28 protein-coding genes and 1 riboswitch are annotated in these 25,350 nt (G+C 62.9%); of the genes, 11 read left to right on the top strand and 17 right to left on the bottom strand.

Annotation, left to right across the window (positions count from 1 at the left end; translation table 11 throughout):
• Positions 1–28 precede the first annotated feature (28 nt).
• From cecR to ADK28_RS03170, 5 genes are read left to right on the top strand one after another with little or no spacing between them, the layout of a single operon-like run.
• On the top strand, positions 29–721 hold the full coding sequence (gene cecR / locus ADK28_RS03190) for a transcriptional regulator CecR (RefSeq protein WP_048794860.1): 693 nt from the start codon (positions 29–31) through the stop codon (positions 719–721).
• Positions 722–739: 18 nt separating this feature from the next.
• Positions 740–1,726 (top strand): secretion protein HlyD, encoded by a 987-nt coding sequence (hlyD, locus tag ADK28_RS03185; protein WP_048794859.1) that lies wholly within the window; start codon positions 740–742, stop codon positions 1,724–1,726.
• A gap of 8 nt (positions 1,727–1,734) precedes the next feature.
• The gene (locus ADK28_RS03180; RefSeq protein WP_048794858.1) at positions 1,735–3,480 is read left to right on the top strand and encodes an ATP-binding cassette domain-containing protein; all 1,746 of its coding nucleotides are present in this window, start codon (positions 1,735–1,737) and stop codon (positions 3,478–3,480) included.
• Complete coding sequence (locus ADK28_RS03175; RefSeq protein WP_033641041.1) at positions 3,477–4,631, top strand: ABC transporter permease; 1,155 nt, start codon at positions 3,477–3,479, stop codon at positions 4,629–4,631. Before ADK28_RS03180 ends, ADK28_RS03175 begins: the two co-directional genes overlap by 4 nt.
• A 12-nt stretch (positions 4,632–4,643) precedes the next feature.
• Positions 4,644–5,750 carry an ABC transporter permease gene (locus ADK28_RS03170; protein WP_033641042.1) on the top strand — a complete coding sequence of 369 codons (1,107 nt, stop codon included), beginning with the start codon at positions 4,644–4,646 and terminating at the stop codon, positions 5,748–5,750.
• A gap of 70 nt (positions 5,751–5,820) precedes the next feature.
• Here ADK28_RS03170 and ADK28_RS03165 read toward each other — a convergent pair whose 3' ends face one another.
• The 6 genes from ADK28_RS03165 to moaA form a co-directional block, all read right to left on the bottom strand.
• A complete protein-coding gene (locus tag ADK28_RS03165; RefSeq protein ID WP_048794857.1) occupies positions 5,821–6,531 on the bottom strand; it encodes a Bax inhibitor-1/YccA family protein in 711 nt (236 codons plus the stop codon).
• Positions 6,532–6,661: 130 nt separating this feature from the next.
• Positions 6,662–7,129, bottom strand: coding sequence for a molybdopterin synthase catalytic subunit MoaE (gene moaE / locus ADK28_RS03160; RefSeq protein ID WP_016928678.1), 468 nt, complete (start codon positions 7,127–7,129; stop codon positions 6,662–6,664).
• A 2-nt stretch (positions 7,130–7,131) separates the two neighbouring features.
• Positions 7,132–7,377 (bottom strand): molybdopterin synthase sulfur carrier subunit, encoded by a 246-nt coding sequence (gene moaD / locus ADK28_RS03155; protein ID WP_048794856.1) that lies wholly within the window; start codon positions 7,375–7,377, stop codon positions 7,132–7,134.
• A complete protein-coding gene (gene moaC / locus ADK28_RS03150) occupies positions 7,374–7,853 on the bottom strand; it encodes a cyclic pyranopterin monophosphate synthase MoaC (RefSeq protein ID WP_048794855.1) in 480 nt (159 codons plus the stop codon). The genes moaD and moaC overlap by 4 nt, the downstream gene beginning before the upstream one ends.
• Positions 7,854–7,856: 3 nt before the next feature.
• The gene (gene moaB, locus ADK28_RS03145) at positions 7,857–8,372 is read right to left on the bottom strand and encodes a molybdenum cofactor biosynthesis protein B (protein ID WP_048794854.1); all 516 of its coding nucleotides are present in this window, start codon (positions 8,370–8,372) and stop codon (positions 7,857–7,859) included.
• A gap of 24 nt (positions 8,373–8,396) precedes the next feature.
• Complete coding sequence (gene moaA / locus ADK28_RS03140) at positions 8,397–9,383, bottom strand: GTP 3',8-cyclase MoaA (RefSeq protein WP_033641045.1); 987 nt, start codon at positions 9,381–9,383, stop codon at positions 8,397–8,399.
• A riboswitch (molybdenum cofactor riboswitch) is annotated at positions 9,370–9,514 on the bottom strand. Its footprint overlaps the gene before it by 14 nt.
• Before the next feature lie 260 nt (positions 9,515–9,774).
• Here moaA and ADK28_RS03135 point away from each other — a divergent pair.
• The gene (locus tag ADK28_RS03135; RefSeq protein WP_033653506.1) at positions 9,775–10,692 is read left to right on the top strand and encodes a gluconeogenesis factor YvcK family protein; all 918 of its coding nucleotides are present in this window, start codon (positions 9,775–9,777) and stop codon (positions 10,690–10,692) included.
• Between the two features lie 6 nt (positions 10,693–10,698).
• On the opposite strand, the gene ADK28_RS03130 is transcribed toward ADK28_RS03135, so the two are convergent.
• The 3 genes from ADK28_RS03130 to ADK28_RS33290 form a co-directional block, all read right to left on the bottom strand.
• Positions 10,699–10,965, bottom strand: a complete 267-nt coding sequence (locus ADK28_RS03130; RefSeq protein ID WP_004939783.1) for a VF530 family DNA-binding protein — start codon at positions 10,963–10,965, stop codon at positions 10,699–10,701.
• A gap of 100 nt (positions 10,966–11,065) precedes the next feature.
• Positions 11,066–13,078: an excinuclease ABC subunit UvrB gene (gene uvrB, locus ADK28_RS03125; RefSeq protein ID WP_048794853.1), complete on the bottom strand. Its 2,013-nt coding sequence runs from the start codon at positions 13,076–13,078 to the stop codon at positions 11,066–11,068.
• Positions 13,079–13,609: 531 nt separating this feature from the next.
• A complete protein-coding gene (locus tag ADK28_RS33290; protein WP_254925154.1) occupies positions 13,610–13,732 on the bottom strand; it encodes a hypothetical protein in 123 nt (40 codons plus the stop codon).
• A gap of 453 nt (positions 13,733–14,185) precedes the next feature.
• Here ADK28_RS33290 and ADK28_RS03120 point away from each other — a divergent pair, with 453 nt between their 5' ends.
• Positions 14,186–14,908, top strand: a complete 723-nt coding sequence (locus ADK28_RS03120; RefSeq protein ID WP_016928685.1) for an ATP-binding cassette domain-containing protein — start codon at positions 14,186–14,188, stop codon at positions 14,906–14,908.
• Positions 14,909–14,936: 28 nt separating this feature from the next.
• On the opposite strand, the gene bioD is transcribed toward ADK28_RS03120, so the two are convergent.
• The 4 genes from bioD to bioB are packed head-to-tail and all read right to left on the bottom strand — an operon-like array spanning position 14,937 to position 18,543.
• Entirely contained in the window at positions 14,937–15,611 is a 675-nt protein-coding gene (bioD, locus tag ADK28_RS03115; protein WP_033641046.1) for a dethiobiotin synthase, read from the bottom strand.
• On the bottom strand, positions 15,604–16,371 hold the full coding sequence (gene bioC, locus ADK28_RS03110; protein ID WP_048794852.1) for a malonyl-ACP O-methyltransferase BioC: 768 nt from the start codon (positions 16,369–16,371) through the stop codon (positions 15,604–15,606). The genes bioD and bioC overlap by 8 nt, the downstream gene beginning before the upstream one ends.
• Positions 16,355–17,506, bottom strand: coding sequence for an 8-amino-7-oxononanoate synthase (gene bioF, locus ADK28_RS03105; RefSeq protein WP_048794851.1), 1,152 nt, complete (start codon positions 17,504–17,506; stop codon positions 16,355–16,357). The genes bioC and bioF overlap by 17 nt, the downstream gene beginning before the upstream one ends.
• Positions 17,506–18,543, bottom strand: coding sequence for a biotin synthase BioB (bioB, locus tag ADK28_RS03100; protein WP_028127661.1), 1,038 nt, complete (start codon positions 18,541–18,543; stop codon positions 17,506–17,508). Before bioB ends, bioF begins: the two co-directional genes overlap by 1 nt.
• Before the next feature lie 88 nt (positions 18,544–18,631).
• Between bioB and bioA the strand changes: the two genes are divergently transcribed.
• Positions 18,632–19,906: an adenosylmethionine--8-amino-7-oxononanoate transaminase gene (gene bioA, locus ADK28_RS03095; protein WP_033641049.1), complete on the top strand. Its 1,275-nt coding sequence runs from the start codon at positions 18,632–18,634 to the stop codon at positions 19,904–19,906.
• A 4-nt stretch (positions 19,907–19,910) separates the two neighbouring features.
• Here the strand turns inward: bioA and ADK28_RS03090 are convergent, their stop codons facing one another.
• Positions 19,911–20,312: a YkvA family protein gene (locus ADK28_RS03090; RefSeq protein WP_025301916.1), complete on the bottom strand. Its 402-nt coding sequence runs from the start codon at positions 20,310–20,312 to the stop codon at positions 19,911–19,913.
• A 2-nt stretch (positions 20,313–20,314) separates the two neighbouring features.
• Positions 20,315–20,590: a metal/formaldehyde-sensitive transcriptional repressor gene (locus tag ADK28_RS03085; RefSeq protein ID WP_004939805.1), complete on the bottom strand. Its 276-nt coding sequence runs from the start codon at positions 20,588–20,590 to the stop codon at positions 20,315–20,317.
• Positions 20,591–20,668: 78 nt separating this feature from the next.
• On the opposite strand from ADK28_RS03085, the gene dmeF reads away from it, so the two are divergent.
• Together dmeF and ADK28_RS03075 are read left to right on the top strand one after the other, a co-directional pair.
• Complete coding sequence (gene dmeF, locus ADK28_RS03080; RefSeq protein WP_072009686.1) at positions 20,669–21,637, top strand: CDF family Co(II)/Ni(II) efflux transporter DmeF; 969 nt, start codon at positions 20,669–20,671, stop codon at positions 21,635–21,637.
• 32 nt (positions 21,638–21,669) lie between these two features.
• Positions 21,670–22,152: a kinase inhibitor gene (locus ADK28_RS03075; protein WP_016928694.1), complete on the top strand. Its 483-nt coding sequence runs from the start codon at positions 21,670–21,672 to the stop codon at positions 22,150–22,152.
• A 65-nt stretch (positions 22,153–22,217) separates the two neighbouring features.
• Here ADK28_RS03075 and pgl read toward each other — a convergent pair whose 3' ends face one another.
• Positions 22,218–23,213: a 6-phosphogluconolactonase gene (gene pgl, locus ADK28_RS03070; RefSeq protein WP_033641051.1), complete on the bottom strand. Its 996-nt coding sequence runs from the start codon at positions 23,211–23,213 to the stop codon at positions 22,218–22,220.
• A 178-nt stretch (positions 23,214–23,391) separates the two neighbouring features.
• Between pgl and ADK28_RS03065 the strand changes: the two genes are divergently transcribed.
• Positions 23,392–24,210, top strand: a complete 819-nt coding sequence (locus ADK28_RS03065; protein WP_048794850.1) for a pyridoxal phosphatase — start codon at positions 23,392–23,394, stop codon at positions 24,208–24,210.
• Between the two features lie 31 nt (positions 24,211–24,241).
• On the opposite strand, the gene modC is transcribed toward ADK28_RS03065, so the two are convergent.
• A complete protein-coding gene (gene modC / locus ADK28_RS03060) occupies positions 24,242–25,309 on the bottom strand; it encodes a molybdenum ABC transporter ATP-binding protein ModC (protein WP_016928697.1) in 1,068 nt (355 codons plus the stop codon).
• Between the last annotated feature and the right edge of the window lie 41 nt (positions 25,310–25,350).

Genomic DNA, 25,350 nt, shown 5'->3' with positions numbered 1-25,350 from the left:
TTTCTTGGTTTCGTAAGTTCATTGTCACATCTCAGTCCCTCATCAGGCCGCCGGCCGGGCGCGCGGCGAGCAAACGCGCAGGCAGCTGCTCGCCGCGGCGACCGAACTGTTCGGCGAATTCGGCCTGCAGGGCGCCACCACGCGCGATATCGCCCAGCGCGCCGGCCAGAACATCGCCGCCATTACCTACTACTTCAGCTCCAAAGAGGGGCTGTATCTGGCCGTGGCGCAGTCGCTCGCCGATTTCATCCAGCAGGCGTTCGCCCCGTTGGCCGAAGAGGTCGATCGCTTTGGGCAAGAAGCGCCCGAACAACGCTCACCCGACGCGGCGCTACGCTTGCTGCAGCGTGGCCTGCTGGCCTTCAGCGAGCTGATGACCCAGCCGCACACGCTGAACCTGAGCAAAATCATGTCGCGCGAACAGCTCGCCCCGACCGAGGCCTACCCGCTGATCCACCGCCAGGTGATCGCGCCGATGCACGAGCGGCTGTGCCGCCTGCTGTCGGCCGCCACCGGCATCGACGAACGCGCCACCCGCCTGGTGTTGCATACCCATGCGCTGATCGGCGAGGTGCTGTCGTTCCGCGTGGCGCGAGAGACCATTCGCCGTCAGGCCGGCTGGCAAGAGATTGGCGAGGGCGAAGCGGCGCAAATCGCGGCGGTGCTGAGCGAGCATATCGAGATTTTAGTTATTGGGCTGCGCCAACGTCACGGCGCGTAAATTCAGGCAGGGAGTGTTATGAACAAAAAACGCAGTGCCTTGATCGTGTTGTTAATTCTGCTGATCGCGGCCGCCGCTTACGGGGTCTGGCATTACCAACAGCAGCAGGATAAGCCGCTGACGCTGTACGGCAACGTCGATATCCGCACGGTCAACCTCGGCTTTCGCGTCGACGGCCGCCTGGCGTCGCTGACGGTGGATGAAGGCGATGCCGTTCAGCCAGGCCAGCTGCTCGGCAAGCTGGACGACGCCCCCTACCGCAACGCGCTGCAGCAGGCCGAAGCCAACGTCGGCAGCGCGCGCGCCAAACTGTCGCTGCTGCAGGCCGGCTATCGCACCGAAGAGATAGCCCAGGTGCAGTCAGAAATGGCGCAGCGCCAGTCCGCCTTCACCTATGCCGACAGCTTCCTGAAACGCCAGCAGGGGCTGTGGGCGAAAAACGCCACCTCCGCCGACGCGCTGGAGGATGCGCGCACCGCCCGCAATCAGGCGCAGGCCAATCTGCAGGCGGCGAAGGACAAGCTGTCGCAATACCGCAGCGGCAATCGCCCGCAAGAAATTGAACAGGCCAAGGCCGACGTGGCGCAAAGCGAAGCGGCGTTGGCGCAGGCGCAGTTGAACCTGCAAGACGCCACGCTGATCTCCCCTTCCGCCGGCACGGTGCTGACCCGTGCGGTAGAGCCGGGCACCATGCTCGGCACCGGCGGCACGGTGTTCGCCCTGTCGTTGACCCGGCCGGTGTGGGTGCGCGCCTACGTCAACGAAACCAGCCTGAATCAGGCGGTGCCCGGCACCGAGTTGGAAATTTACACCGACGGCCGCCCCGGCAAGCCTTATCACGGCAAGATCGGTTTCGTCTCGCCGACCGCGGAATTCACGCCGAAAAGCGTTGAAACGCCGGATCTGCGCACCGATCTGGTGTATCGCCTGCGGGTGATCGTCACCGACGCCGACGACGCGCTGCGCCAGGGCATGCCGGTCACCCTGCGCTTCGCCAAACCCTGAGGCCGGCCATGGAACAGGCGCACACCATCGAGCTGGAAGGGCTGGAAAAACGCTTCCCGTCGCTTGAGAAACCGGCGGTCGCCAGCCTGACCACCACCCTGCGCAGCGGCGCGGTGATCGGGCTGGTCGGCCCGGACGGCGCCGGTAAAACCACCCTGCTGCGCATGCTGGCCGGGCTGCTGCAGCCCAGCAGCGGCAAACTGCGGGTCGCCGGGCTGGATCCGATCGCCCAGGATCGTCAACTGCACGCCATCCTCGGCTACATGCCGCAGAAGTTCGGGCTGTATGAGGATCTGACGGTGATGGAGAACCTGACGCTGTACGCCGATCTGCGCGGCGTCACCGGCGATCTTCGCCGCCAGACCTTCGAACGGCTGCTGAAATTCACCGATCTGACCCGCTTCACCGAGCGCCTGGCGGGCAAGCTGTCCGGCGGCATGAAGCAAAAACTGGGACTGGCCTGCACGCTGGTGGGCGCCCCCCAGGTGCTGCTGCTGGATGAACCGGGCGTCGGCGTCGATCCGATCTCGCGCCGCGAGCTGTGGCGCATGGTGCACGAGCTGGCCAACGACGGCATGTTGATCCTGTGGAGCACCTCTTATCTCGACGAAGCCGAGCAGTGCCGCGAAGTGCTGCTGCTCAACGAGGGCGAGCTGCTGTTCAGCGGCGCGCCGCAGGATCTGACTCGCCGTATGGCCGGGCGCACGGTGTTGATCGCCGCACCGCCGGGCAGCCATCGATCGTTGCTGCAGCGGGCGATCTGCCTGCCGGCGGTCACCGACGGCGTGATCCAAGGCAAGTACCTGCGCCTGATCCTGAAAGAAGGCGAAGATCACCGCCAGCTGCTGCAGGCGCTGGATCTGCCGGACGCCGAACTGAACGAAGCGGATCCGCGCTTCGAGGATGCGTTTATCGATCTGCTCGGCGGCGGCCCCAACCATCGCTCGGCGCTGGCGGAGATCATGCCGACCGTCAACGGCGAAAGTGGCGAAAGTGGCGAAACGGTGATCGAAGCGGTGCAGTTGACCAAGAAATTCGGCGATTTCGCCGCCACCGATCACGTCGATTTTCAGGTGCGGCGCGGCGAAATCTTCGGCCTGCTCGGCCCGAACGGCGCCGGCAAGTCCACCACCTTCAAAATGATGTGCGGCCTGCTGGTGCCGTCCGGCGGCAAGGCGCTGGTGCTGGGGATGGATCTGAAGACCAGTTCCGGCAAGGCGCGCCAACGCCTCGGCTACATGGCGCAAAAATTCTCGCTGTACGGCAACCTGACTGTGGCGCAGAACCTGAAATTCTTCTCCGGCGTCTACGGCCTGAGCGGCAAGGCGCAGCGCGACAAAATCGACGAGATGTCGCGCGCCTTCAACTTCGCGCCGATCCTCGATCAGACGCCGGACGCGTTGCCGCTCGGCTTCAAACAGCGCCTGGCACTGGCCTGCGCGCTGATGCACGAACCGGATATTCTGTTCCTCGACGAACCGACTTCCGGCGTCGATCCGCTGACGCGGCGCGAGTTCTGGCTGCACATCAACGGCATGGTCGACAAGGGCGTGACGGTGATGGTGACCACCCACTTTATGGACGAGGCGGAATACTGCGACCGCATCGGCCTGGTGTATCGCGGCAAGATCATCGCCGCCGGCACGCCGGACGATCTCAAACAGCAGGTGGCGCGCGACGACAATCCCAGCCCTTCGATGGAGCAGGCGTTTATCGAGCTGGTGCAGGGCTACGACGAGGAGGAAACGCGGTGAGCGATAACCGAACCCCAATCGACGAGAGCGGCTTCTCCTGGCGCCGGCTGCGCGCGCTGTGCCTGAAGGAAACGCGGCAGATACTGCGCGATCCCAGCAGCGGCCTGATCGCCTTCGTCATCCCGCTGATGCTGCTTTTCATCTTTGGCTACGGCATAAACCTGGACTCCAGCAAGCTGCATCTGGGCATTCTGATGGAGCAACAGAGCGAAGACGCGCGCGATCTGGCCCACGCCTTCGCCGGTTCGCCCTATATCGAACCGACCATCAGCGACAACCGCCAACAGCTGATCCAGCAGATGCAGGCCGGCACGATCCGCGGCCTGGTGGTGATCCCGGTGGATTTCGACCAGCGCATGGCGCGCCCGCACGACAGCGCCCCTATCCAGGTGATCACCGACGGCAGCGAGCCGAACACCGCCAACTTCGTGCAGGGCTATGCCCAGGGCGTATGGCAAGTTTGGCAGCAGCAGCGCGCCGCCGATCGGGGGAACAACGACAAACCGCTGATTGACGTGCAGATGCGCTACTGGTTCAACCCGGCGGCCATCAGCCGGCACTACATCATTCCCGGCGCCATCACCATCATCATGACGGTGATCGGCGCCATTCTCACCTCGCTGGTGATCGCCCGCGAATGGGAGCGCGGCACCATGGAGGCTCTGCTGTCCACCCAGGTGACGCGCAGCGAGCTGCTGCTCTCCAAACTGATCCCTTATTACTTCCTCGGCATGATCGCCATGGCGCTGTGCATGGCGGTGGCGGTGTGGGTGCTCGGCGTGCCCTATCGCGGTTCGCTGCCGATCCTGCTGCTGATCAGCAGCCTGTTCCTCGCCAGCACCCTCGGCATGGGCCTGCTGATCTCCACCCTCACCCGCAACCAGTTCAACGCGGCGATGGTGGCGCTGAACGCCGCCTTTCTGCCGTCGATCATGCTGTCCGGCTTCATTTTCCAGATCGACAGCATGCCGGCCATCGTGCGCGCGGTGACCTACATCATTCCGGCGCGTTACTTCGTCAGCACGCTGCAAACGCTGTTCCTGGCGGGCAACGTCGGCACCGTGCTGGCGATCAATCTGCTGTTCCTGATCGCTTCCGCCGTGGTGTTCATCGGCCTGACGGCCTGGAAAACCCAGCGTCGGCTGGATTAAGGAGAAAGAGCGATGTTTCACCGTCTGTTGACGCTCATCATCAAGGAAATGCAGGCGCTGCTGCGCGATCCGCAAACCCGCGCCATCCTGATCATGCCGGTGATCCTGCAGGTGCTGCTGTTCCCGTTCGCCGCGACGCTGGAGGTGACCAACGCCACCATCGCGGTCTACAGCGAGGACAGCGGCCAGGCTTCGGTGGAGCTGACCCAACGCTTCGCCAAGGCTAAAGCTTTCTCCCATGTGCTGCTGCTGCGCAACCCGCAGGAGATAAAGACCACCATTGATAACCAACGGGCGCTGCTGCTGATCCGCTTCCCGGCGCAGTTCTCGCGCGATATCGCCGCCGGCAATACCGCGCCGCTGCAGCTGCTGCTCGACGGGCGCAACTCCAACAGCGCGCAGATCGCCGCCAACTACGTGCAGCAGATCGTGCAGGAATATCAGAACGAGCTGCTCGGCAACCGCGCCAAACCCAACAACAGCGAACTGGTGGTGCGCAACTGGTATAACCCGAATCTGGACTACAAATGGTTCGTGGTGCCGTCGCTGATCGCCATGATCACCACCATCGGCGTACTGATCGTCACCTCGCTGTCGGTGGCGCGCGAACGCGAACAGGGCACGCTGGAACAGCTGCTGGTCTCGCCGCTCACCACCTGGCAAATCTTTATCGGCAAGGCGGTGCCGGCGCTGATCGTCGCCAGCTTCCAGTCCAGCATCGTGCTGTTGATCGGCATCTTCCTGTACCAGATCCCGTTCGCCGGATCGCTGCTGCTGTTCTATGCCACCATGCTGATCTACGGGCTGTCGCTGGTCGGTTTCGGCCTGCTGATCTCGTCGCTGTGCGCCACTCAGCAGCAGGCGTTTATCGGCGTGTTCGTGTTCATGATGCCGGCGATCCTGCTCTCAGGTTACGTCTCGCCGGTGGAGAATATGCCGGTGTGGCTGCAGGATCTGACCTGGGTGAACCCGATACGCCACTTCACCGACATCACCAAGCAGATCTACCTGAAAGACGCCAGCTTCAGCATCATCTGGCGCAGCCTGTGGCCGCTGCTGGTGATCACCGCCACCACCGGCAGCGCCGCCTACGCGCTGTTCCGCCGCAAGATCGCATAAAAAAAGCTCTGCATATCACATGCAGAGCTTTTTGATCGCCAGATACCCTAAGGCTTGAAAGACGACGGATTTAGCGGCGGTTGCCGAAGATGCGCAGCAACATCAGGAACAGGTTGATGAAGTCGAGATACAGCGTCAGCGCGCCGACGATGGCGTACTTGCGGAAGCCGTCTTTATCATCGGCGTTCAGCTGCTCGCCCATCGCCTTGAGTTTTTGCGTGTCGTACGCGGTCAGACCGACGAACACCACCACCCCAATGTAGGTAATCGCCCACATCAGCGCGGTGCTTTTCAGCCAGATGTTCACCAGCGAAGCCAGCACGACGCCGATCAGCGCCATGAACAGCATGCTGCCGAAGCCGCTCAGATCGCGCTTGGTGGTGTAGCCGTACAGGCTCATCGCGCCGAACATGCCGGCGGTGACCACGAAGGTGCTGGCGATCGAGCTGTAGGTATAAGCGATGAAGATGCTCGACAGCGTCAGCCCGGTCAGCGCCGAGTACAGCATGAACAGCGAGGTGGCCACCGCGCCGCTCAGGCGGTTGACCATGCCGGAAATCACGAACACCAGCGCCAACTGGGCGATGATCAGACCGAAGAAGGTGATCTGGCTGGAGAAGATGAAGTTGAGGATCGCGGGCGTATTGGCCGCATACCAGGAAACGAACGCCGTCAGCAGCAGACCGCAGGTCATCCAGCCGTAAACCTGCGCCATGTAGGCCTGAATGCCGCTGTTGGCACGTTCGACGATTGAACCATTAGAGCGTGGATATCGGTCCATGACGGTTACCTTTTGCGTTGTAAACAAGATTCCGAAGCCCCGCGAACGGGGCTTCGCCTGCTATAAGCGTACCACAGAATAGGCCGCGCGAAAGCGGCAAAGGTCTTGATTTATTTCCGCTGTTGAGGCGTTATTTAGCCGCGTCGTGCCAGCGCTGCGCGGCCTGACGATCGCTGTCGCGAGCGTCCACCCAACGATCGCCCTGGCCGGTCGCTTCGCGCTTCCAGAACGGCGCCCGGGTCTTCAGGTAGTCCATGATGAACTCGCTGGCGGCGAACGCCATGCCGCGGTGCGCGCCGGTCACGCCGACGAACACGATCTCGTCGCCGGGATACAGAGCGCCGATGCGGTGGATCACCGTCACGCGCTGCAGCGGCCAACGGCTGCGCGCCTCGGCCACGATCTCCGCCAGCGCCTTCTCGGTCATGCCGGGATAGTGTTCCAGCGTCAGCGCGCTGACGTCGTCCCCGAGGTTATGGTTGCGCACCTTGCCGGTGAAGGTCACCACCGCGCCGTCGGCGTCGCACTGCGCCAGCCACTGGTACTCGTCGCCGACGTTGAACGGCGCTTCGCCCACGCGAATGCGGGTGTTTTCCATGCTTACCCCCCGGTAACCGGCGGGAAGAAGGCCACTTCATCGCCGGCGCGCAGCGGGTGATCCGCCGTCACCAGCGACTGATTGACCGCCGCCAACAGCTTGCCGGACTCCAGCGCCAGCGCCCAGCGATCGCCGCGCGCGCACAACGCCTGGCGCAGCGCCTCGACGGTCGGGTAATCCGCCGGCATCGACAGCGCGCCGGTACCCACCAGTTCGCGCACCTGCGCGAAGAAAAGAATATCGATCATGCGTTCACCTTAAAATCGCCGGATTTGCCGCCGCTTTTCGCCAGCAGGCGCACCGGGCCGATCACCATATCTTTCTGTACCGCTTTGCACATGTCATAGATGGTCAATGCCGCCACCGAGGCGGCGGTCAGCGCCTCCATCTCGACGCCGGTTTTGCCGGTCAGCCGGCAGCAGGTTTCGATGCGCACCCGGCTGTGCTGCGTCTGCGCCTCCAACTGCACTTCGACTTTGCTCAGCATCAGCGGGTGGCACAGCGGGATCAGCTCCCAGGTGCGTTTGGCCGCCTGAATGCCGGCGATGCGCGCCGTGGCGAACACGTCGCCCTTGTGATGGCTGCCGTCGACGATCATCGCCAACGTGGCGGGCAGCATCTCGACGAAGGCTTCGGCGCGCGCCTCGCGCACCGTTTCGGCCTTGGCGGAAACGTCGACCATATGGGCTTCGCCGGCGGCGTTAATGTGGGTTAGCTGTGTCATGAATCAGGGCTTCTTCAAATGGGGCTGGAAGTTGCACGGGCGATGGCGCGCGTCCAACTGCTCTTCGATAATCCGCTCCCAGGCGGTGCGGCAGGCGCGGGTGGAACCCGGCATGGCGAAAATCACCGTGCGGTTGGCCAGGCCGGCCAGCGCGCGCGACTGGATCGTCGCGGTGCCGATCTCTTCGTACGACACCATGCGGAACAGTTCGCCGAACCCTTCCACCTCTCTGTCGAACAGCGGCAACAGCGCTTCCGGCGTGTTGTCGCGCGCGGTAAAACCGGTGCCGCCGGTGATCAGCACCGCCTGCACGTTGTCATCGGCGATCCACGCGGAAACCCGTGCGCGGATCTGGTAAATGTCATCTTTGACGATGGTGCGATCCACCACCTGATGGCCGGCTTCCCGCGCCGCGTCCTGCAGATATTGGCCGGAGGTGTCTTCCGCCGCGCCGCGGCTGTCGGACACGGTCAGGATGGCGATATGCGCCGGAATAAACTCGCTGCTCGCATGGCTCATGGTTCAATAAGCTCCTATTGGCTGTCAGCCGCCGATAAACGACAGGTTCTGGGTGATCCCGCTGTTGCCCTGATGCAGGAAATGGGTCTGCTTCTTGCTCAGCAGCCCGCTCTGAATGCGCGCCTTCAGCGCGTCGAGCTGGCCGTCGTCCGCCAACAGATCGCGCAGGGGCACCCCCTGCTCGCCGAACAGGCACAGATGCAGATTGCCGATGGAAGAAACGCGCAGCCGGTTGCAGCTGGCGCAGAAGTCTTTTTCATACGGCATGATAAGACCCACCTCACCCTGGTAGTCCGGGTGGCTGAACACCTGAGCCGGGCCGTCGCTGCGGCCGCGCGCCTGGCGCTGCCAGCCTTGCTGTTCCAGCTGCCGGCGAATCACTTCGCCGGAAACGTGGTGTTTGCGAAACAGCTCGCCGCCCTCGCCGGTTTCCATCAGTTCGATAAAGCGCAGCTGGATCGGCCGATCCTTGATCCAGGCGAGAAACGCGCCGAGTTGCTGGTGATTGACGTCGCGCATCAGCACGGCGTTGACCTTGACCTTGCTGAAACCGGCGCTGAAGGCGGCGTCGATGCCGTCCATCACCTGGCGGAACTTGTCCTGGCCGGTGATGGCGTGAAACTGGCGGGGATCCAGGCTGTCGATGCTGACGTTGATCGCCGTCAGGCCGGCGTCACGCCAGGCGGCGACATCGCGCGCCAGACGGTAGCCGTTGGTGGTGACCGCCAGGGTACGGATGGCCGGATTTTCCCGCACGGCGGCGATGATCTCGGTAAAATCACGGCGCAGCGAAGGTTCGCCGCCGGTCAGGCGCACCTTTTCGGTGCCCAGTTCGGCGAACGCGCGGCTGACGCGGCGGATTTCATCCAGCGACAGGAAGCTTTTCGGGCTGCCGCTCGGCTTGTAGCCGTCGGGCAGACAATAGGTGCAACGAAAGTTGCACACGTCGGTGATCGACAAGCGCAGGTAATAGAACTTGCGCTCATAAGCATCAATGAGTTGCGGTACCATAACACCTTTCCAAAGTCGGGAGATGCGAGCGTTTCCCCTCTGCACCCTGGTGGCTGACTTCGCCACGGCCCAGGCGCCATATCGTTCCGGATGAACAACGTAGGCGCAGGGGCTAGGAGTTTGATTTCTCTTCCCGCTACCTTGAGTAGCCGGAATGAAACCGTGGTTTTCAGCAGAATTCTAGCGCTAATCGGCAACGATAGCCAACGCGTTAATTCGCTATATAATTGTCTATACAGCGCTTTTAGACGCCGTCTATTCGGGTAAACCATGATAAACATCGCTTGCGTGGACGAATTGACCAGAATCACGCAAATGACACTCTTTATCGCGTTTTTATGCCGGATCCGCTACCTTATGCGGGCAGTTCAGCCCCTTTGTAAGGAAATTTATGCGTAATCGTACCCTGGCCGATCTCGACCGCGTGGTGGCGTTGGGCGGCGGGCACGGCCTGGGCCGTGTGATGTCGGCCCTGTCGTCCTTAGGCTCCCGCCTGACCGGCATCGTCACCACCACCGACAACGGCGGTTCCACCGGCCGCATCCGCCGTTCGGAAGGCGGCATTGCCTGGGGCGATACCCGCAACTGTCTCAACCAGCTGATCACCGAACCGAGCGTCGCCTCGGCGATGTTCGAATACCGTTTCAGCGGCAACGGTGAGCTGGCCGGCCATAACCTGGGCAACCTGATGCTGAAAGCGCTGGATCACCTGAGCGTGCGCCCGCTGGAAGCGATCAATCTGGTGCGCAGCTTGCTGAAGGTGGATGCGGCGCTGATCCCGATGTCGGAGCAGCCGGTGGATTTGATGGCGCACGATCACGAAGGCAATCACGTTTACGGTGAAGTGAATGTCGATCAACTGGCCCACATGCCGCAGGAGCTGATGCTGTCGCCCCCGGTCAACGCCACGCGCGAAGCGCTGGACGCCATCGCGCAAGCCGACGTGATCCTGATCGGGCCGGGCAGCTTTCTCACCAGCCTGATGCCGCTGCTGCTGCTGGACGATCTCACCCAGGCGCTGCGCCGCAGCAGCGCCAGCATGATCTATATCGGCAACCTCGGCCGCGAGCTGAGCGTGGCCGCCGCGGCGCTGTCGTTAAAGGATAAGCTGACGCTGATGGAAGAGAAGATCGGCCGCCGGATGATCGATGCGCTGATCGTCGGCCCGGCGGTGGACGCCAGTGAAGTGCAGGATCGGGTGGTGATTCAACAGCCGCTGGAAGCGAGCGACATCCCCTACCGCCACGATCGCCAACTGCTGCGCCAGGCGCTGGATCAGGCGCTGGTGGAGCTGGCCGCCCGCCGCTGACCGAATTTAACCGTCTCGCCCGCGCAGCCAGGGATTATCGCTGGCCGGGGCGGGATGGCTGACCATATCGATATACAGATCTTCCACCTCTTTGCGCGCCCAGGGCGTGCGACGCAAAAACTTCAGGCTGGACTTGATGCTCGGATCGCTGCGGAAGCAGTTGATGCGAATGCGCGCGCCCAGTTCGGACCAACCGTAGTGATCCACCAGTTTATTCAGCAGTTGCTCCAGCGTCACGCCGTGCAGCGGGTCTTTAGACTGGTGTTGGCTCATGTTCGGTACTCTTCGTGGTCAAATCGGGCCGCACACCATAACAGTTTTGGCGCGGCCGACAAGGAATTTTGACGCCCACGGCGCGGGCGCCGTCCAACGGTCAGGAAATCGCGATGAACTGCTCGCGCAGCTGGTGGATCTCGTCGCGCAGCGCAGCCGCCTGCTCGAACTCCAGGTTTTGCGCGTGGGTGTACATCTGCGCTTCCAGATCGCGGATTTTCTGATCCAGCGCTTTCGGCGTGAGGTTCTGGAGCTGAGCGCCGCCGTCCACTGCCTTGCTCCTGCCTTTACCCTTGGCGCGGTTGACCGGCTGACCGATCTGCAGAATGTCGCCGATCTTCTTGTTCAGCCCCTGCGGCACGATGCCGTTGGCTTCGTTATAGGCCTGCTGCTTGGCGCGGCGCCGCTCGGTTTCACCGATCGCCTTGGCCATCGAATCGGTGATGCGATCGCCATACAGGATCGCCTTGCCGTTCAGGTTACGCGCCGCGCGGCCGATGGTCTGGATCAGCGAACGTTCGGAACGCAGGAAGCCTTCCTTGTCGGCGTCCAGAATCGCCACCAGCGACACCTCAGGCATGTCGAGCCCCTCACGCAACAGGTTGATGCCCACCAGCACGTCGAACTCGCCCAGACGCAGGTCACGAATGATTTCGACCCGTTCCACGGTATCGATATCCGAGTGCAGGTAGCGCACGCGCTCGCCATGCTCTTCCAGGTATTCGGTCAGGTCTTCCGCCATGCGTTTGGTCAGGGTGGTCACCAGCACGCGCTCGTTGATCGCCGCGCGCTTGCGGATCTCGGAGAGCAGATCGTCCACCTGGGTGGCGACCGGCCGCACTTCCACGATCGGATCCAGCAACCCGGTCGGCCGCACCACCTGATCGATCAGATCGCCGCCGGATTTCTCCAGCTCATATTTGCCCGGCGTGGCGGAAACATAGATGGTCTGCGGCGCCAACGCCTCGAACTCCTCGAAGCGCAAGGGGCGGTTGTCCAGCGCCGACGGCAGACGAAAGCCGTACTCCACCAGCGTTTCCTTGCGCGCGCGGTCGCCCTTGAACATCGCGCCAATCTGCGGAATGGTCACGTGGGATTCGTCGACCACCAGCAGGCCGTCCGCCGGCAGGTAGTCGAACAACGTCGGCGGCGGCTCGCCCTCGGCGCGCCCGGACAGATAGCGCGAGTAGTTTTCGATGCCCGAGCAGTAACCCAGCTCGTTCATCATCTCCAGATCGAACTGGGTGCGCTGCGTCAGGCGCTGCTCTTCCAGCAGCTTGCTGTTGGCCAGCAGCACCTTGCGGCGGTCCGCCAGATCGACCTTGATCTCTTCCATCGCCTGCATGATCCGCTCACGCGGCGTCACGTAGTGCGATTTCGGGTAGATGGTAAAACGCGGCACCACCTGTTCAATCTGGCCGGTCAGCGGATCGAACAGCGACAACCGCTCCACTTCTTCGTCGAACAGCTCGACGCGCAACGCCAGCTCGTCCGATTCCGCCGGGAAGATATCGATCACCTCGCCGCGCACGCGGAAAGTGGCGCGCTGGAAAGCCTGATCGTTGCGGGAATACTGCAGCTCCGCCAGGCGGCGCAAAATGGAGCGCTGATCGATGATCATCCCCTGGGTCAGATGCAGCATCATCTTCAGGTAAAGATCCGGATCGCCCAGGCCGTAGATCGCCGACACCGACGCCACCACCACCACGTCGCGCCGCTCCAGCAGCGCCTTGGTGGCGGAAAGACGCATCTGCTCGATGTGCTCGTTCACCGAAGCGTCTTTTTCAATGAAGGTGTCGGAGCTGGGCACGTAGGCTTCCGGCTGGTAGTAGTCGTAGTAGGAGACGAAGTACTCCACCGCATTCTCCGGGAAAAACGCTTTCATTTCACCGTACAGCTGCGCCGCCAGCGTCTTGTTCGGCGCCAGCACCATGGTCGGCCGATTCAGATCGGCTATCACGTTGGCGATGGTGAACGTCTTGCCCGAACCGGTAACCCCCAGCAGCGTCTGGTGCGCCAGGCCGTCTTCCAGCCCCTCTTCCAGCTTGCGGATGGCTTCCGGCTGATCGCCGGCCGGTTTGAACTCGGAATGCAGTTTGAAAAGTTTACTCATTGCTCGGCTACCCTGTGGAGATGCGCGCGCTCAGGCGGCCAGCCGGCTCTGCGCCGGACATGGCCCCTAATTATGGAAAGTGTCGGCGATTTGCGCCAGTGCCCATGATACTGGATATAAAACCAGCTTCAAGCGGATTCGTCGCCGCGCCCGGCACTGCGGCAATGCCGTTGCACCGTGACGTTACAGCGGGGTGACATTTTTATTGTCAATAACAGATTTATCCCCAGAACTTGCCGCGAATTAACTTATTGATAGCACCGCGTCGAAAAATCATACATAGAGACCTGATCAATACCCCTGCGTCTTGATTTTAATTAATCTATTGATATATAAGATATTTAATAAAAAGACGAGAATGCGGGCAAAGCGAACAGAACCCGCGTCCGCTCTCGCTTTACAGCGTTTTTCTAAATCTAATACACAAGGTTATCCACAGGAATAGTGGATAACTCTCACCGCCCCGCCCGGGGCGGGAGTTACAGAAAGAAAGCTTTTCGCCCTTTACACTCGCCAAAATGGCTTTTTTAGTTATTTTTTCATAAAAATATCGCTTTGTTTATGCCGATTAATACTAAAAATCCCCATTGCCAAAATCGCATCGGCCCCTTTCTCGCGGATCGCGCTTGACGGCGGCGCAATGCCTTGCACCATGCCCTCACCGAAGAGCACCACAAGAGTGCAAAAAACGTCCGGGTTAACTTCCCCGCGTATTTTCAGGCTGTCACGGCAGCGCGCGTCAGGCCTGACCAGCGGTTAACAAGGCGATAACAATCCCCGTTTTCACCCGGCGGTAAAACTGGCCTGAGAGTTGCTTTATCTTCCTGCGTATAAATGCGGTGCGGCAGCGTGATGCGCTGCCAGCCACAGCGTGTACCCCTCGCGGTGCTATCGCCTGTAAAAGCGCAAGAACGACACCAAGTCGTCACAAGCGTCGTTTTTAACGACATATTGACTGTCATTCCGTCCACCGCAGACCTTGCTCTGGCTCATTGGACGGACGGCATCTTGTTCCAGACATTGCCACACTCGGGAAATTCGCCGCGCATGCGGCCTTTGCTGTCCCCCGCCAACGAGTGAAACGAGCGTCTATGAGGAGAATGCCAAATGCTGAGCCTGAGATCGGTCAATCAATTCTACGGTCAAAACCACACCCTGTGGGACATCAACCTGGAGCTGCCGCGCGGCCAGTGCACCGTACTGCTCGGGCGCAACGGCGTGGGCAAGACCACGCTGGTCAACTGCATCATGGGGCATTTGCCGGTGGTGAGCGGCAGCATGACCTGGCAGCCGGCGGATCAGCCGCCGCAAAACCTGCTGCTGCAACCGATGGAGCGCCGCGCGGCACTGGGCATCAGCCACGTCCCGCAAGGGCGGCAACTCTTCTCGCAGCTGAGCGTGGAAGAGAATCTGCAGGTGGCGCAGATGGCCGTGCGCGGCGCCCCTCGCCGCATTCCGCCGCTGATCTACAGCCTGTTTCCCAATTTGCGCCAGATGCGTACCCGCCGCGCCGGCGATCTGTGCGAAGGCGCCCAGCGCCAGTTGGCGATCGGTCGTGCGCTGGCGCAGGAGCCGGCGCTGCTGATCCTCGACGAACCCACGGCGGGCGTGCCGCCTTCGATCGCCGCCGACATCGGCAACGTGATCCGCAGGCTCAACTATGAATTGGGCATGACCATTTTGCTGGTAGAACATCAGCTGCCGTTCGTGCGCCGGGTGGCGGACCGCTTTTGCCTGTTGGATAGCGGGCGCACCGTGGCGCACGGCGCGCTGGCGCAGCTGGATGAGGCGCTGATCGGCGCCGGGCTGGCGGGACAGGAAGGAAGATGAGGGGGAATCCCCCTCATGGGGCGTTTGTTTATAGCAGGCTGATGTCCAGATACTGCCCCAACCGCGCCCGTTCGGCCTGCGGCAGGTGCGGGATTTCGCCCAGCAGCGGCGCCGGCAGCATGCGGCGCAGCGTGGCCAGGTATTCCTGATGCCGCCGCCCCGGCGGCGTCACGTCGTTGGCGATCCAACCGGCCAGCGTCAGCCCCGCCTGTTGCACCGCCTGCGCCGTCAGCACCGCGTGGTTGATGCACCCCAGTTTGATGCCCACCACCAGGATCACCGGCAGTTGCTCCTGCCGTACCCAGTCGGCGAAGGTGTACTCCGCCGACAGCGGAGTAAACCACCCGCCGGCGCCCTCGACCAGCACCCAGTCGGCGCGCTGCTCCAGCCGGCGCAGGCCGTCGGACAGCCGCGCCGCGTCGATCGGCCGGCCTTCATCGGCGCTGACGATATGCGGCGAGGTCGGTTCGGCAAAAACGTAAGGGTTCACTTCGTCGTAATCCAGCGCCACGCCGCTGTTGGCCTGCAGCGCCAGCGCGTCGCCGTTGCGCAGCCCCTCGGCGGTCATTTCGCTGCCGGAAGCGACCGGCTTATAGCCGGCGCTGCGGTAACCCGCCCGGTTGGCGGCCTGCAGCAAGGCGCTGCTGGCGACGGTTTTCCCCACTTCGGTGTCGGTGCCGGTCACGAACCAACGTTTAATCACGATAAATCACTCCATAAGCCAGATGATAGCTGAGCGGGAACTGCCCCTGCCGGCACGGGTAAGCCGCCTGCAACGCGGCGAGACGGCCGCGCGACATCAGGCCGCCCTCGCGCCCCTGATGCAAATGCGTCGCCCCGATGCCCTTGAGCGAACGCATCAGCGTCATCACGTCCGGGTAGTTCAGGGTGCGTAATTCCGTCACCAGCTCGTGTCGATAGGAAGCGCAGGCGGCGCGGATCTGCGTCAACGGCAAAAAGGCGTTCACATGACGTTCGCCGTCCACCTGTTGCCAGGCGTCCCCCAATTCCTCCAGCGAGCCCGCCGCCAGCGTGGAAAACAGGATCACGCCGCCGGGACGGGTCACGCGATACAGCTCCGCCAGCGCAGCGGGCAGATCGCTGCACCACTGCACTACCAGGCTGCTGAAACAGATGTCCATCGCCGCGTCGGGCAGTGGCACCTGTTCGATATCGCCCAGCAGATAATGGTGCGCCGCCTGTTGCTGACGGGCGAACGCCAACATCCCCGGCGCCAGATCGAGCGCGGTCACCTGCTTGCCGCGCTCGCGCCACATACGGCTGAAATAGCCGGTGCCGCAGCCGGCGTCCAGCAGCCGTTCGCCCGGGTGGGAACTCCCCATCCCCAGTAAGCGCTCGCCAACGTCACGCTGCAGCGCGGCGGCGGCGTCGTAGCTGCCGGCCGCGCGGCTGAAGGCCGAGGCGACCGCCTGTTTGTTCACCCTGTCATTGGCTGACGTCATGCAATACCTCCAGCAGGCGATCGATGTCCTGCGGCTGGTGCGCCGCCGTCAGGGTAATGCGCAGCCGCGCGCCGCCCGGCGGCACCGTCGGCGGACGGATGGCGCTCACCCACAGCCCCCGCTCGCGCAGGCGGGTCGCCAGATCGAGCGCGCGTTGATTGTCACCCACCAGCAGCGGCTGGATGGCGGTGTCGGAGTCCGTCAGGGTCAGCGCCAACGGCGCCGCGCCCTGGCGGAAACGGCGAATATTGTCCTGCAGCCGGGCGCGCAGTTCATCACCCTCTTGAATGCAGGCCAGCGCCGCCTGCAGCGCGCAGGCCTGCGCCGGCGGCATCGCGGTGCTGTAAATCAGATGGCGGGCGAACTGCAGCAGATACTCGGCGGTCGCCTCATCGCACAGCACCGCCGCGCCGCTGACGCCGAACGCCTTGCCGAAGGTCGCCACCAGCAGTTCAGGGCGCACGCCCTGCTGCCAGCAGCTGCCGCGGCCTTGCTCGCCGCGCACCCCGACGCCGTGGGCATCGTCCACCATCAGCCAGGCGCCCGCCGCGCGGGTCAAGCGGTACAGTTCCGCCAATGGCGCGCCGTCGCCGTCCATGCTGAACACCCCTTCGGTCACCGCCAGCCGCTGCCCGTCGCAGGGTTTGGCCAGCAAATCCACCAAAGCCTGCGGCTGATTGTGCTGGAACCGGCGCAGCTCGGCCGGCGACTGCGCCGCCGCCTCCAGCAGCGAGGCGTGGCTGAGGCGATCGGCCAAAATGCGATCGCCCTTCTGCATCAACGCCGCCAGCACCGCCTGGTTGGCGGCGTAACCGGAGATGAACAGCAGCGCGCGCGGATAGCCGAGCCACGCCGCCAGTTGCTCTTCCAGCGCCTGATGCGCCACGCTAAAGCCGGTGACGTGGCCCGAACCGCCGCTGCCGACGCCGTAACGCTGCGCGCCCTGCTGCCAGGCGGCGATCACCCGCGCATCCTGGCTCAGCCCCAGGTAGTCGTTACCGGAGAAGTTCAGATAGAGACGATCGTCGAGCCGGATCTGGCGGCCGTTGCCGCCCTCGGTGGCCTGTCGCCGACGGTAGGCGGCGTTGAGGCGCCGCTCCGCCAGCGCCTGCTCGATGCGTTGTGGCCAGCTCATCACGGCGCCGCGTTGTAAAACTCGGCGGTATCGGCGTTCAGCAGTTGCTTGGCCAGCACCTGCTGTTGCTGGTTGTCGCCGTGTTCGGTGGCGGTCTGCTGCGGGTTCAATCCCAGCTTGCGGAACAGCTGCAGATCCTTATCTTCTTCCGGATTCGGCGTGGTCAGCAGCTTGCAACCGTAGAAGATGGAGTTGGCGCCGGCCATGAAGCACATCGCCTGCGTCTGTTCGTTCATCTGTTCACGGCCGGCGGAAAGGCGGACATAAGAGGATGGCATCATGATGCGCGCCACCGCGATGGTGCGGATGAAGTCAAACGGATCGACGTCGTCGTTATCCGCCAGCGGCGTGCCTTTCACCTTCACCAGCATGTTGATCGGCACGCTCTCCGGCGGTTTCGGCAGGTTGGCCAGCTGCACCAGCAGCCCAGCGCGGTCGCGCACCGTTTCACCCAGCCCGACGATGCCGCCGGAGCACACTTTGATGCCAGCGTCGCGCACCTTGTCGAGCGTATCCAGACGCTCCTGGTAGCTGCGGGTGGTGATGATGTTGCCGTAGAACTCCGGCGAGGTGTCGAGGTTATGGTTGTAGTAATCCAATCCGGCTTCCGCCAACCGCTCGGCCTGAGTACCGTCAAGCGTGCCCAGCGTCATGCAGGTTTCCATGCCCATCGCTTTCACGCCCTGCACCATCTGCTGCAAATAAGGCATATCGCGCTCGTGCGGGTTCTTCCACGCCGCGCCCATGCAAAAACGGGTCGAGCCGTTCGCTTTGGCTTTGCGCGCCGATTCCAGCACCTGCTCAACCTGCATCAGTCGCTCCGACTCCAGGCCGGTCTTGTAGCGTGAGCTCTGCGGGCAGTATTTACAGTCTTCCGGGCAAGCGCCGGTTTTGATCGACAGCAGCGTGCTGACCTGCACCTGACGCGGGTCGAAGTGCCGGCGGTGTACGGTTTGCGCTTCGAACAGCAGTTCAAGCAGCGGTTTATCAAACAGGGCCTGGGCTTGCCCTACTGTCCAGTGAATGCGATCGGCCATCATGGCGTCTCCAAAACGAAAAAGTGTCGCCAGTTTAAATATTGTGGATATACTGTCAACCAATCTTAATTCAATTTGGTTTACAAGTATGTCTGTCACCGCTTCCGACCTGGCGTTTGACCAACGCCATATCTGGCATCCCTACACCTCCATGAGCCGCCCGTTGCCCTGTTACCCGATCGAGTCGGCCAGCGGCGTCGAGCTGCAGCTGGCGGATGGCCGGCGTCTGGTGGACGGCATGTCCTCCTGGTGGGCGGCGATCCACGGGTACAACCATCCGAGTCTGAATCAGGCCGCCAGTCAGCAACTGGAGAAGATGTCGCACGTGATGTTCGGCGGCATCACCCATCCGGCCGCCATCTCGCTGTGCCGTCGGCTGGTGGAGATGACGCCGGAAGCGCTGCAGTGCGTGTTCCTGGCGGATTCCGGTTCGGTGGCGGTGGAAGTGTCGCTGAAGATGGCGCTGCAGTATTGGCAGGCGCGCGGCGAGCGCCGGCAGCGCATCCTGACGCTGCGCCACGGCTATCACGGCGATACCTTCGGCGCGATGTCGGTCTGCGATCCGGACAACTCGATGCACAGCCTCTATCAGGGCTATCTGGCGCCGCACCTGTTCGCCACCGCACCGCAGTGCCGCTTCGATGAGGAATGGCGCGAAGAGGACATTGCGCCGTTCGCCGCGCTGCTGGAGCAGCACGCCGGTGAAGTGGCGGCGGTGATCCTGGAACCGGTGGTGCAAGGCGCCGGCGGCATGCGCATCTACCACCCAACCTACCTCAAGCGGGTGCGCGAGCTGTGCGATCGCCATCAGGTGCTGCTGATCGCCGATGAGATCGCCACCGGCTTCGGCCGCACCGGCAAGCTGTTCGCCTGCGAACACGCGCAGGTGGTGCCGGACATTCTCTGCCTGGGCAAGGCGCTGACCGGCGGCTACATGACGCTGTCCGCTACCCTGACCACCCGCCACGTAGCGGAGACCATCAGCAACGGCGCGGCCGGCTGCTTTATGCACGGGCCGACCTTTATGGGCAACCCGCTGGCCTGTGCGGTGGCGGACGCCAGCCTGGCGCTGCTGGCGGAAAATCGCTGGCAGGCGCAGGTGAGCGCCATCGAAGCCCAGTTGAAGCGGGAACTGCTGCCGTTGGCGGCGCTGCCGAAGGTGGCGGACGTGCGGGTGCTGGGGGCGATTGGGGTGGTGGAGATGCGCGAACCGGTGGATGTCGCCGAGCTGCAGCGCGGGTTCGTCGAGCGCGGGGTATGGATCCGGCCATTCGGCAAACTGATTTACCTGATGCCGCCTTACATCATCGAAGCGGAACAGCTCAGCCGCCTGACCGCCGCCGTGGCCGCCGCCGCGCGTTAATGCCCTACCAATGCTGGTCCAGATAGCGGGCCAGCAATCCCAGACACAGCAGCCAGAGTAAAATGATCATCGCCGCCGCCATGCGGCCGGTGGGGTTATCGACGCGCTTTTGCGCCTTCTCGCGCAGCTCGGCCATCAGCGGTTTGGGGATCAGGCGCACCGCCAGCATGATGCCCAACGGCACGATGATCACATCGTCCAGATAGCCCAGCACCGGAATGAAATCCGGGATCAAATCGATTGGCGAGATCGCATAGCCGGCCACCAGCAGCGCGATGAGCTTGGCGTACCATGGGGTGCGCTTATCACGGGCGGCCAGCCACAGCGCGTAGATATCGCGTTTGATGCCTTTGGCCCAACGGCGCAACCAACCGAACCACGGCGTGCGTTTTTTCAGTGAAATCATGATTACTTCATATAAGAACGTAAAACGGTCATCAATTGCTCGATGTCCTGCTCACGCTGCTGCGGCGTAGCGTCCGCGGCAGCCAGATGTTCGCGCACATGCCCTTCCAGCACCTGCGCCATTAAACCGTTGACCGCGCCGCGCACCGCCGCGATCTGCTGCAGAACAGCAGAACATTCGCCGCCGCTCTCCAGCGCGCGCTCCAGCGCTTCGGCCTGCCCTTTAATGCGGCGCACCCGCGCCAACAGCTTCTTTTGATCTCTGAGGGTATGGCTCATTATTTCCGCCCGATTGTTATTTACTATACTGGGGTATAGTATACTCCAGCACACTACCTTTTGCTGAGGAACTTCACCATGACGTCTCACGCGCCCGCTTTGCACCGCGAGCACAGCCACGTTTTTGACGATGGTAACCCATTGGCCGAAAGAAACACCAGATGGGCGGTGATACTCACCGCCAGTATGATGGTCATCGAGATCGCCGGCGGTTGGCTGTTTAACTCGATGGCATTGCTGGCCGACGGCTGGCACATGAGCTCGCATGCGCTGGCTCTGGGCTTGTCGCTGCTGGCTTACGGCGCCGCACGCCGGTTGGCCAAGGATCGCCGCTTCAGCCTCGGCACCTGGAAAATAGAAGTGCTGGCCGGTTACACCAGCGCGGTGTTGTTGGTGCTGGTGGCGGCGCTGATGCTGTTCCAGTCCGCGCAGCGGCTGCTGAATCCCAGCCCGATTCATTACAACGAAGCCATCGCCATCGGCACGATCGGGCTGGCTGTCAATCTGCTTTGCGCCTGGCTGTTGCGCGGCGGCGGCCACCATCACCACCACGGGGATAACCACGATGACCCTCATCATGACCTCAACCTGCGCTCCGCCTATATCCACGTCATCGCCGACGCCGCCACCTCGGTGTTGGCCCTCGTCGCGCTGTTTGGCGGCAAGCTTTGGGGCGCCGCTTGGCTCGATCCGTTGATGGGCATCGTCGGCGCGATGATGGTGGCCGCCTGGGCCTATAGCCTGATGCGCGATAGCGGGAAGATTTTGCTGGATGCCGAAATGGACGCCCCCGTGGCGCAAGAGATTCGTCAGACCCTGGCCACTTCCGGCCACCCACTCACGCTGACCGATTTACACGTAGGCCGCATCGGTAAAGGAAAATATCATTGCGTCATCGCCCTGAGCAGCGCCGATCGCGCCCTCACCGCCGATCGTGTGCGCCAACTGTTGGCCGCGCATCCCGAACTGGTGCATGTCACCGTCGAGATCAACCGTCCGCCGTTGGCGCAAGGGGTTGTATTGTTCCACCGAAAAGATCTAGCTTAGGGGTCCGCGTTTATCGATAACTGGGAGTCATTATGGCTTTTCGTTTGTACAGCAACGATCTGCAGGACGGCGGCACAATGCCGCAGACGCAGGTCTTCAACGGCATGGGCTACCACGGCGATAACCTGTCGCCGCACCTGGCCTGGGACGGCGTGCCCGAGGGCACCAAGAGCTTCGTCGTCACCCTGTACGATCCCGACGCCCCAACCGGCTCCGGCTGGTGGCACTGGGTGGTGGCCAATATTCCGGCCGACGTGCGTGAGCTGCCGCAGGGCGCAGGCTCCGGCAAAGCGCCGCTGCCGAGCGCCGCGCTGCAAACCCGTACCGACTTCGGTTCGGCCGGTTACGGCGGCGCCGCGCCGCCGAATGGCGAAAGCCACCGCTATCAGTTCACCGTGCACGCGCTGGACGTGGAAAGCATTGAGGTGGATGAAGGGTCCAGCGGCGCACTGGTGGGCTTTAACGTGCATTTCCACAGCCTCGGCAGCGCCACGCTGACGGTGATGTTCAACTGATCCCCCGCCCATAAAAAAGCGCGGTCAACCGCACCGCGCTTTTCCACTCTGGCCTGGCCGACGAATTACTTCGCCAGCACGCTGACCCACATCGGGCCTTTGCCCACCGGATAACGCGCCAGCGTAGTCAACTTACCGCTGGCCTGATCAATTTCATGCACCGCGATGTGATCGGACTTCTGGCCGGACGAAATCACGAAGCGGCCGCTGTGATCGATATTGAAACCGCGCGGCTGCGTTTCGGTCGGATAATAGCCGACCACGCTCAACGTGCCGCCGTCTTCGGAGACGCTGAAGAGGGTCAGAATGCTGGCGGTGCGATCGCTGGTGTACAGGAAGCGGCCGTTCGGCGTGATATGAATGTCCGCCGCCCAGCGGGTGCCGTCGAAATCGTCCGGCATGATATCCAGCGTTTGCGTCACGGTGTATTTGCCGCCGTTTTCCGAAATCGCCAGCACGTCCACCGTGCCGTTCAACTCATTGACGCAGTAGGCGAACTTGTCGTTATGGTGGAACGCCATATGGCGCGGGCCGGCGCCGGCGGCGATATCCACCGCCTCCTGCGCGTGCGGCGTCAGCTGGCCCGCCAGGCTCAGGTTGAACAGACGGATGCGGTCTTCTTTCAGACACGGCACCAGCACCAGCTGGTTGGTCGGATCGATGTTCGCCGAGTGCGGCGCGCTCAGGCCGTCGATCTGTTGGATCGGCGCCGTCACCACGCCGTCGTGGCCGATCGGGCTGATGCTGGCGCAGTTGCCGCTGTAGGAGGCGGAGAACAGGTAACGCCCCTGCAAATCGGTGGAGATATGGGTCGGGCTGCCCGGCAGCGGCGCCATGCCGGCCTGCTGCAGCGTGCCGTCCGCCTCGATGCGGTAGCTGACGATGCCGAACGCCGGACGCACGCCGACGTACAGGTGGGTCTTGTCCGGATGAAGGGTCATCGGCTGCACCTGGCCCGGCACGTCAACGGTTTGCAGCAGCGCCAGCGCGCCGGCGTCGTCCAACTGCCAGACGTGGATCTGCTGGCTCTCCGGGCTGGCGACATAAACGATTTGCTTCATGTGTTCTCCTTGCAAAGGGTAAAAGAGGAACCGGTTTCAGGCCGTTCGATTGCTCCTAGCTTACCGCACATCCGTCGCATGGCAACCCTGCTTAGCACCGGAAGCTCACGCGGTTTTCTCCATAGGCTATCCGGTGTACCATCGGATTAATTTTATGGCTAACGATAACGAGAACCCTATGAGCTACCGCGTCATCGCCCTCGATCTTGACGGCACCCTGCTGGACAATCAAAAACGCATCTTACCGCAGTCGCTGGAAGCGCTGGCGCAGGCGCGCGCCGCCGGCGTCCAGGTGGTGGTGGTCACCGGCCGCCATCACGTCGCCATCCATCCGTTTTACCAGGCGCTGCAGATAGATACCCCGGCCATCTGCTGCAACGGCACCTACCTGTATGATTTTCAGCAGAAAAAGGTGCTGGCCGCCGATCCCTTGGCGAAGGAGCAAGCCAAGCAGGTGCTGCAGATGCTCAAACAGACCGACATTCACGGGCTGATGTACGTTGACGACGCCATGCTGTATCAGGAACCGAGCGGCCACGTGACCCGTTCGCTGGCCTGGGCGGAAACCCTGCCGGCGGCGCAGCGCCCAACGCTGCTGCAGGTCGGCAGCCTGACGCAGGCGGCCGACGACGCGCAGGCGATCTGGAAATTCGCCACCTCGCACGCCGATATTCCGGCGCTGCGCGAGTTTGCCGACACGGTGGAAAAAGAGCTGGGGCTGGCGTGCGAATGGTCCTGGCACGATCAGGTGGATATCGCCAAAGGCGGCAACAGCAAAGGCAAACGCCTGCGCCAATGGGTGGAGTCGCAGGGGCTTAGCATGGATCAGGTGGTGGCGTTCGGCGACAACTACAATGACATCAGCATGCTGGAAGCGGTCGGGTTGGGCGTGGCGATGGGCAACGCCGATGACGCGATCAAGGAACGCGCCGATCTGGTGATCGCCGATAACCTGCAGCCGGGCATCGCCGAGGTGATCCGCACCCGCATACTCTAGTTTTTTCGCCCTCCCGCCGGGAGGGTCTGCCTTAGCGGCTCTCCCGGCTGATCGACACGCTCTTCACCTGCGCGTACAGCCACTGCCCGGGGCGGATCGCCAGTTCATCGCGCGCCCACGGCGTGATCCGCGCCCACAGCACGTGTTCCCCGACCGCCAGCTTCACTTCCACCTGCCCGTCCACGTCCAGACACTCGCTGACCTTGGCCGGCAAGACGTTGCGAATGCTGCTGTTGACCGGCGGTTGCAGCACCAGCGAGACGTCGGCGGCGTTGATGCGAATGCGCAGTTGGGTGCCCAATTCGGCGTCGATGCCGCTGACCCACAGCCGTTGATCGCCGAGCGCCAGCGCAGTCATGGCATAGCGTTGATGATGCTCAATCACGCTGACGCGCAGCACGCTGCTCTGATCTTCACGTTGCAGCCACGGCCGCAGCGCGCTGCTGGCCCAGACGGCTTCCAGCCCGCCGAACGCGCGCACCTCACCGCGATCCAGCACCATCACCTGCTCGGCCAGCCGCAGGATCTCGTCCAGGCTATGGCTGACGTAGAGGATAGGGATGTTCACGTCCTGCGCCAACCGCTCCAGATACGGCAGCAGCTCGCGTTTGCGCGGCAGATCGAGCGAGGCCAGCGGTTCGTCCATCAGCAGCAGTTCCGGCGCCGTCAGCAGCGCGCGGCCGATCGCCACCCGCTGTTTTTCACCGCCGGAGAGCGTCAACGGCAGCCGATTAAGCAGCGGCCCGATGCCCAGCAGCTCGACAATGGTATTGAACTGCGCGCGCATGCCGGCCGCCATGCCGTACTGCAGGTTGCCGCGCACCCGATAATGCGGGAACAGGCGCGCATCCTGGAACACGTAGCCGATACGACGCTTTTCCGGCGGCAGGCAGAGGCCCGCGGCGGTATCCACCAGCGTGCGGCCATTGAGCGCGATGCGCCCCTGCTGCAAACGGGTCAGGCCGCCGATGGCGTTGATCAGGGAGGTTTTGCCCGCGCCGGACAGGCCGAAAATCGCGGTGATGCCCTGCGCCGGCAAATCGGCGCGGACGTTGAGATTAAGGTCGCCCAGCTGCTGCGAGAAATCCAGCTCCAGCATTTACGCCCCCATCCGTTTGCGGCCCCAGCGGGCCAGCCATT

Origin of the sequence: Serratia sp. 506_PEND (assembly GCF_001076875.1) — a bacterium.
GTDB lineage: Bacteria > Pseudomonadota > Gammaproteobacteria > Enterobacterales > Enterobacteriaceae > Serratia > Serratia marcescens.
This window is presented reverse-complemented; position numbering and strand designations above follow the sequence as displayed.

Excerpts from the sequence above, each read along its gene's own strand:
- ADK28_RS03075 (WP_016928694.1), top strand. The coding sequence starts at position 21,670 with ATGGCTTTTCGTTTGTACAGCAACGATCTGCAGGACGGCGGCACAATG.
- ADK28_RS03130 (WP_004939783.1), bottom strand. The coding sequence starts at position 10,965 with ATGAGCCAACACCAGTCTAAAGACCCGCTGCACGGCGTGACGCTGGAG.
- ADK28_RS33290 (WP_254925154.1), bottom strand. The coding sequence starts at position 13,732 with ATGGTGCAAGGCATTGCGCCGCCGTCAAGCGCGATCCGCGAGAAAGGG.
- ADK28_RS03135 (WP_033653506.1), top strand. The coding sequence starts at position 9,775 with ATGCGTAATCGTACCCTGGCCGATCTCGACCGCGTGGTGGCGTTGGGC.
- uvrB (WP_048794853.1), bottom strand. The coding sequence starts at position 13,078 with ATGAGTAAACTTTTCAAACTGCATTCCGAGTTCAAACCGGCCGGCGAT.
- ADK28_RS03165 (WP_048794857.1), bottom strand. The coding sequence starts at position 6,531 with ATGGACCGATATCCACGCTCTAATGGTTCAATCGTCGAACGTGCCAAC.
- moaD (WP_048794856.1), bottom strand. The coding sequence starts at position 7,377 with ATGATCGATATTCTTTTCTTCGCGCAGGTGCGCGAACTGGTGGGTACC.
- bioC (WP_048794852.1), bottom strand. The coding sequence starts at position 16,371 with ATGACGTCAGCCAATGACAGGGTGAACAAACAGGCGGTCGCCTCGGCC.
- moaC (WP_048794855.1), bottom strand. The coding sequence starts at position 7,853 with ATGACACAGCTAACCCACATTAACGCCGCCGGCGAAGCCCATATGGTC.
- bioA (WP_033641049.1), top strand. The coding sequence starts at position 18,632 with ATGTCTGTCACCGCTTCCGACCTGGCGTTTGACCAACGCCATATCTGG.
- bioB (WP_028127661.1), bottom strand. The coding sequence starts at position 18,543 with ATGGCCGATCGCATTCACTGGACAGTAGGGCAAGCCCAGGCCCTGTTT.
- ADK28_RS03065 (WP_048794850.1), top strand. The coding sequence starts at position 23,392 with ATGAGCTACCGCGTCATCGCCCTCGATCTTGACGGCACCCTGCTGGAC.
- moaB (WP_048794854.1), bottom strand. The coding sequence starts at position 8,372 with ATGAGCCATGCGAGCAGCGAGTTTATTCCGGCGCATATCGCCATCCTG.
- moaE (WP_016928678.1), bottom strand. The coding sequence starts at position 7,129 with ATGGAAAACACCCGCATTCGCGTGGGCGAAGCGCCGTTCAACGTCGGC.
- hlyD (WP_048794859.1), top strand. The coding sequence starts at position 740 with ATGAACAAAAAACGCAGTGCCTTGATCGTGTTGTTAATTCTGCTGATC.
- bioF (WP_048794851.1), bottom strand. The coding sequence starts at position 17,506 with ATGAGCTGGCCACAACGCATCGAGCAGGCGCTGGCGGAGCGGCGCCTC.
- pgl (WP_033641051.1), bottom strand. The coding sequence starts at position 23,213 with ATGAAGCAAATCGTTTATGTCGCCAGCCCGGAGAGCCAGCAGATCCAC.
- ADK28_RS03170 (WP_033641042.1), top strand. The coding sequence starts at position 4,644 with ATGTTTCACCGTCTGTTGACGCTCATCATCAAGGAAATGCAGGCGCTG.
- moaA (WP_033641045.1), bottom strand. The coding sequence starts at position 9,383 with ATGGTACCGCAACTCATTGATGCTTATGAGCGCAAGTTCTATTACCTG.
- dmeF (WP_072009686.1), top strand. The coding sequence starts at position 20,669 with ATGACGTCTCACGCGCCCGCTTTGCACCGCGAGCACAGCCACGTTTTT.
- ADK28_RS03120 (WP_016928685.1), top strand. The coding sequence starts at position 14,186 with ATGCTGAGCCTGAGATCGGTCAATCAATTCTACGGTCAAAACCACACC.
- ADK28_RS03180 (WP_048794858.1), top strand. The coding sequence starts at position 1,735 with ATGGAACAGGCGCACACCATCGAGCTGGAAGGGCTGGAAAAACGCTTC.
- modC (WP_016928697.1), bottom strand. The coding sequence starts at position 25,309 with ATGCTGGAGCTGGATTTCTCGCAGCAGCTGGGCGACCTTAATCTCAAC.
- ADK28_RS03090 (WP_025301916.1), bottom strand. The coding sequence starts at position 20,312 with ATGATTTCACTGAAAAAACGCACGCCGTGGTTCGGTTGGTTGCGCCGT.
- ADK28_RS03085 (WP_004939805.1), bottom strand. The coding sequence starts at position 20,590 with ATGAGCCATACCCTCAGAGATCAAAAGAAGCTGTTGGCGCGGGTGCGC.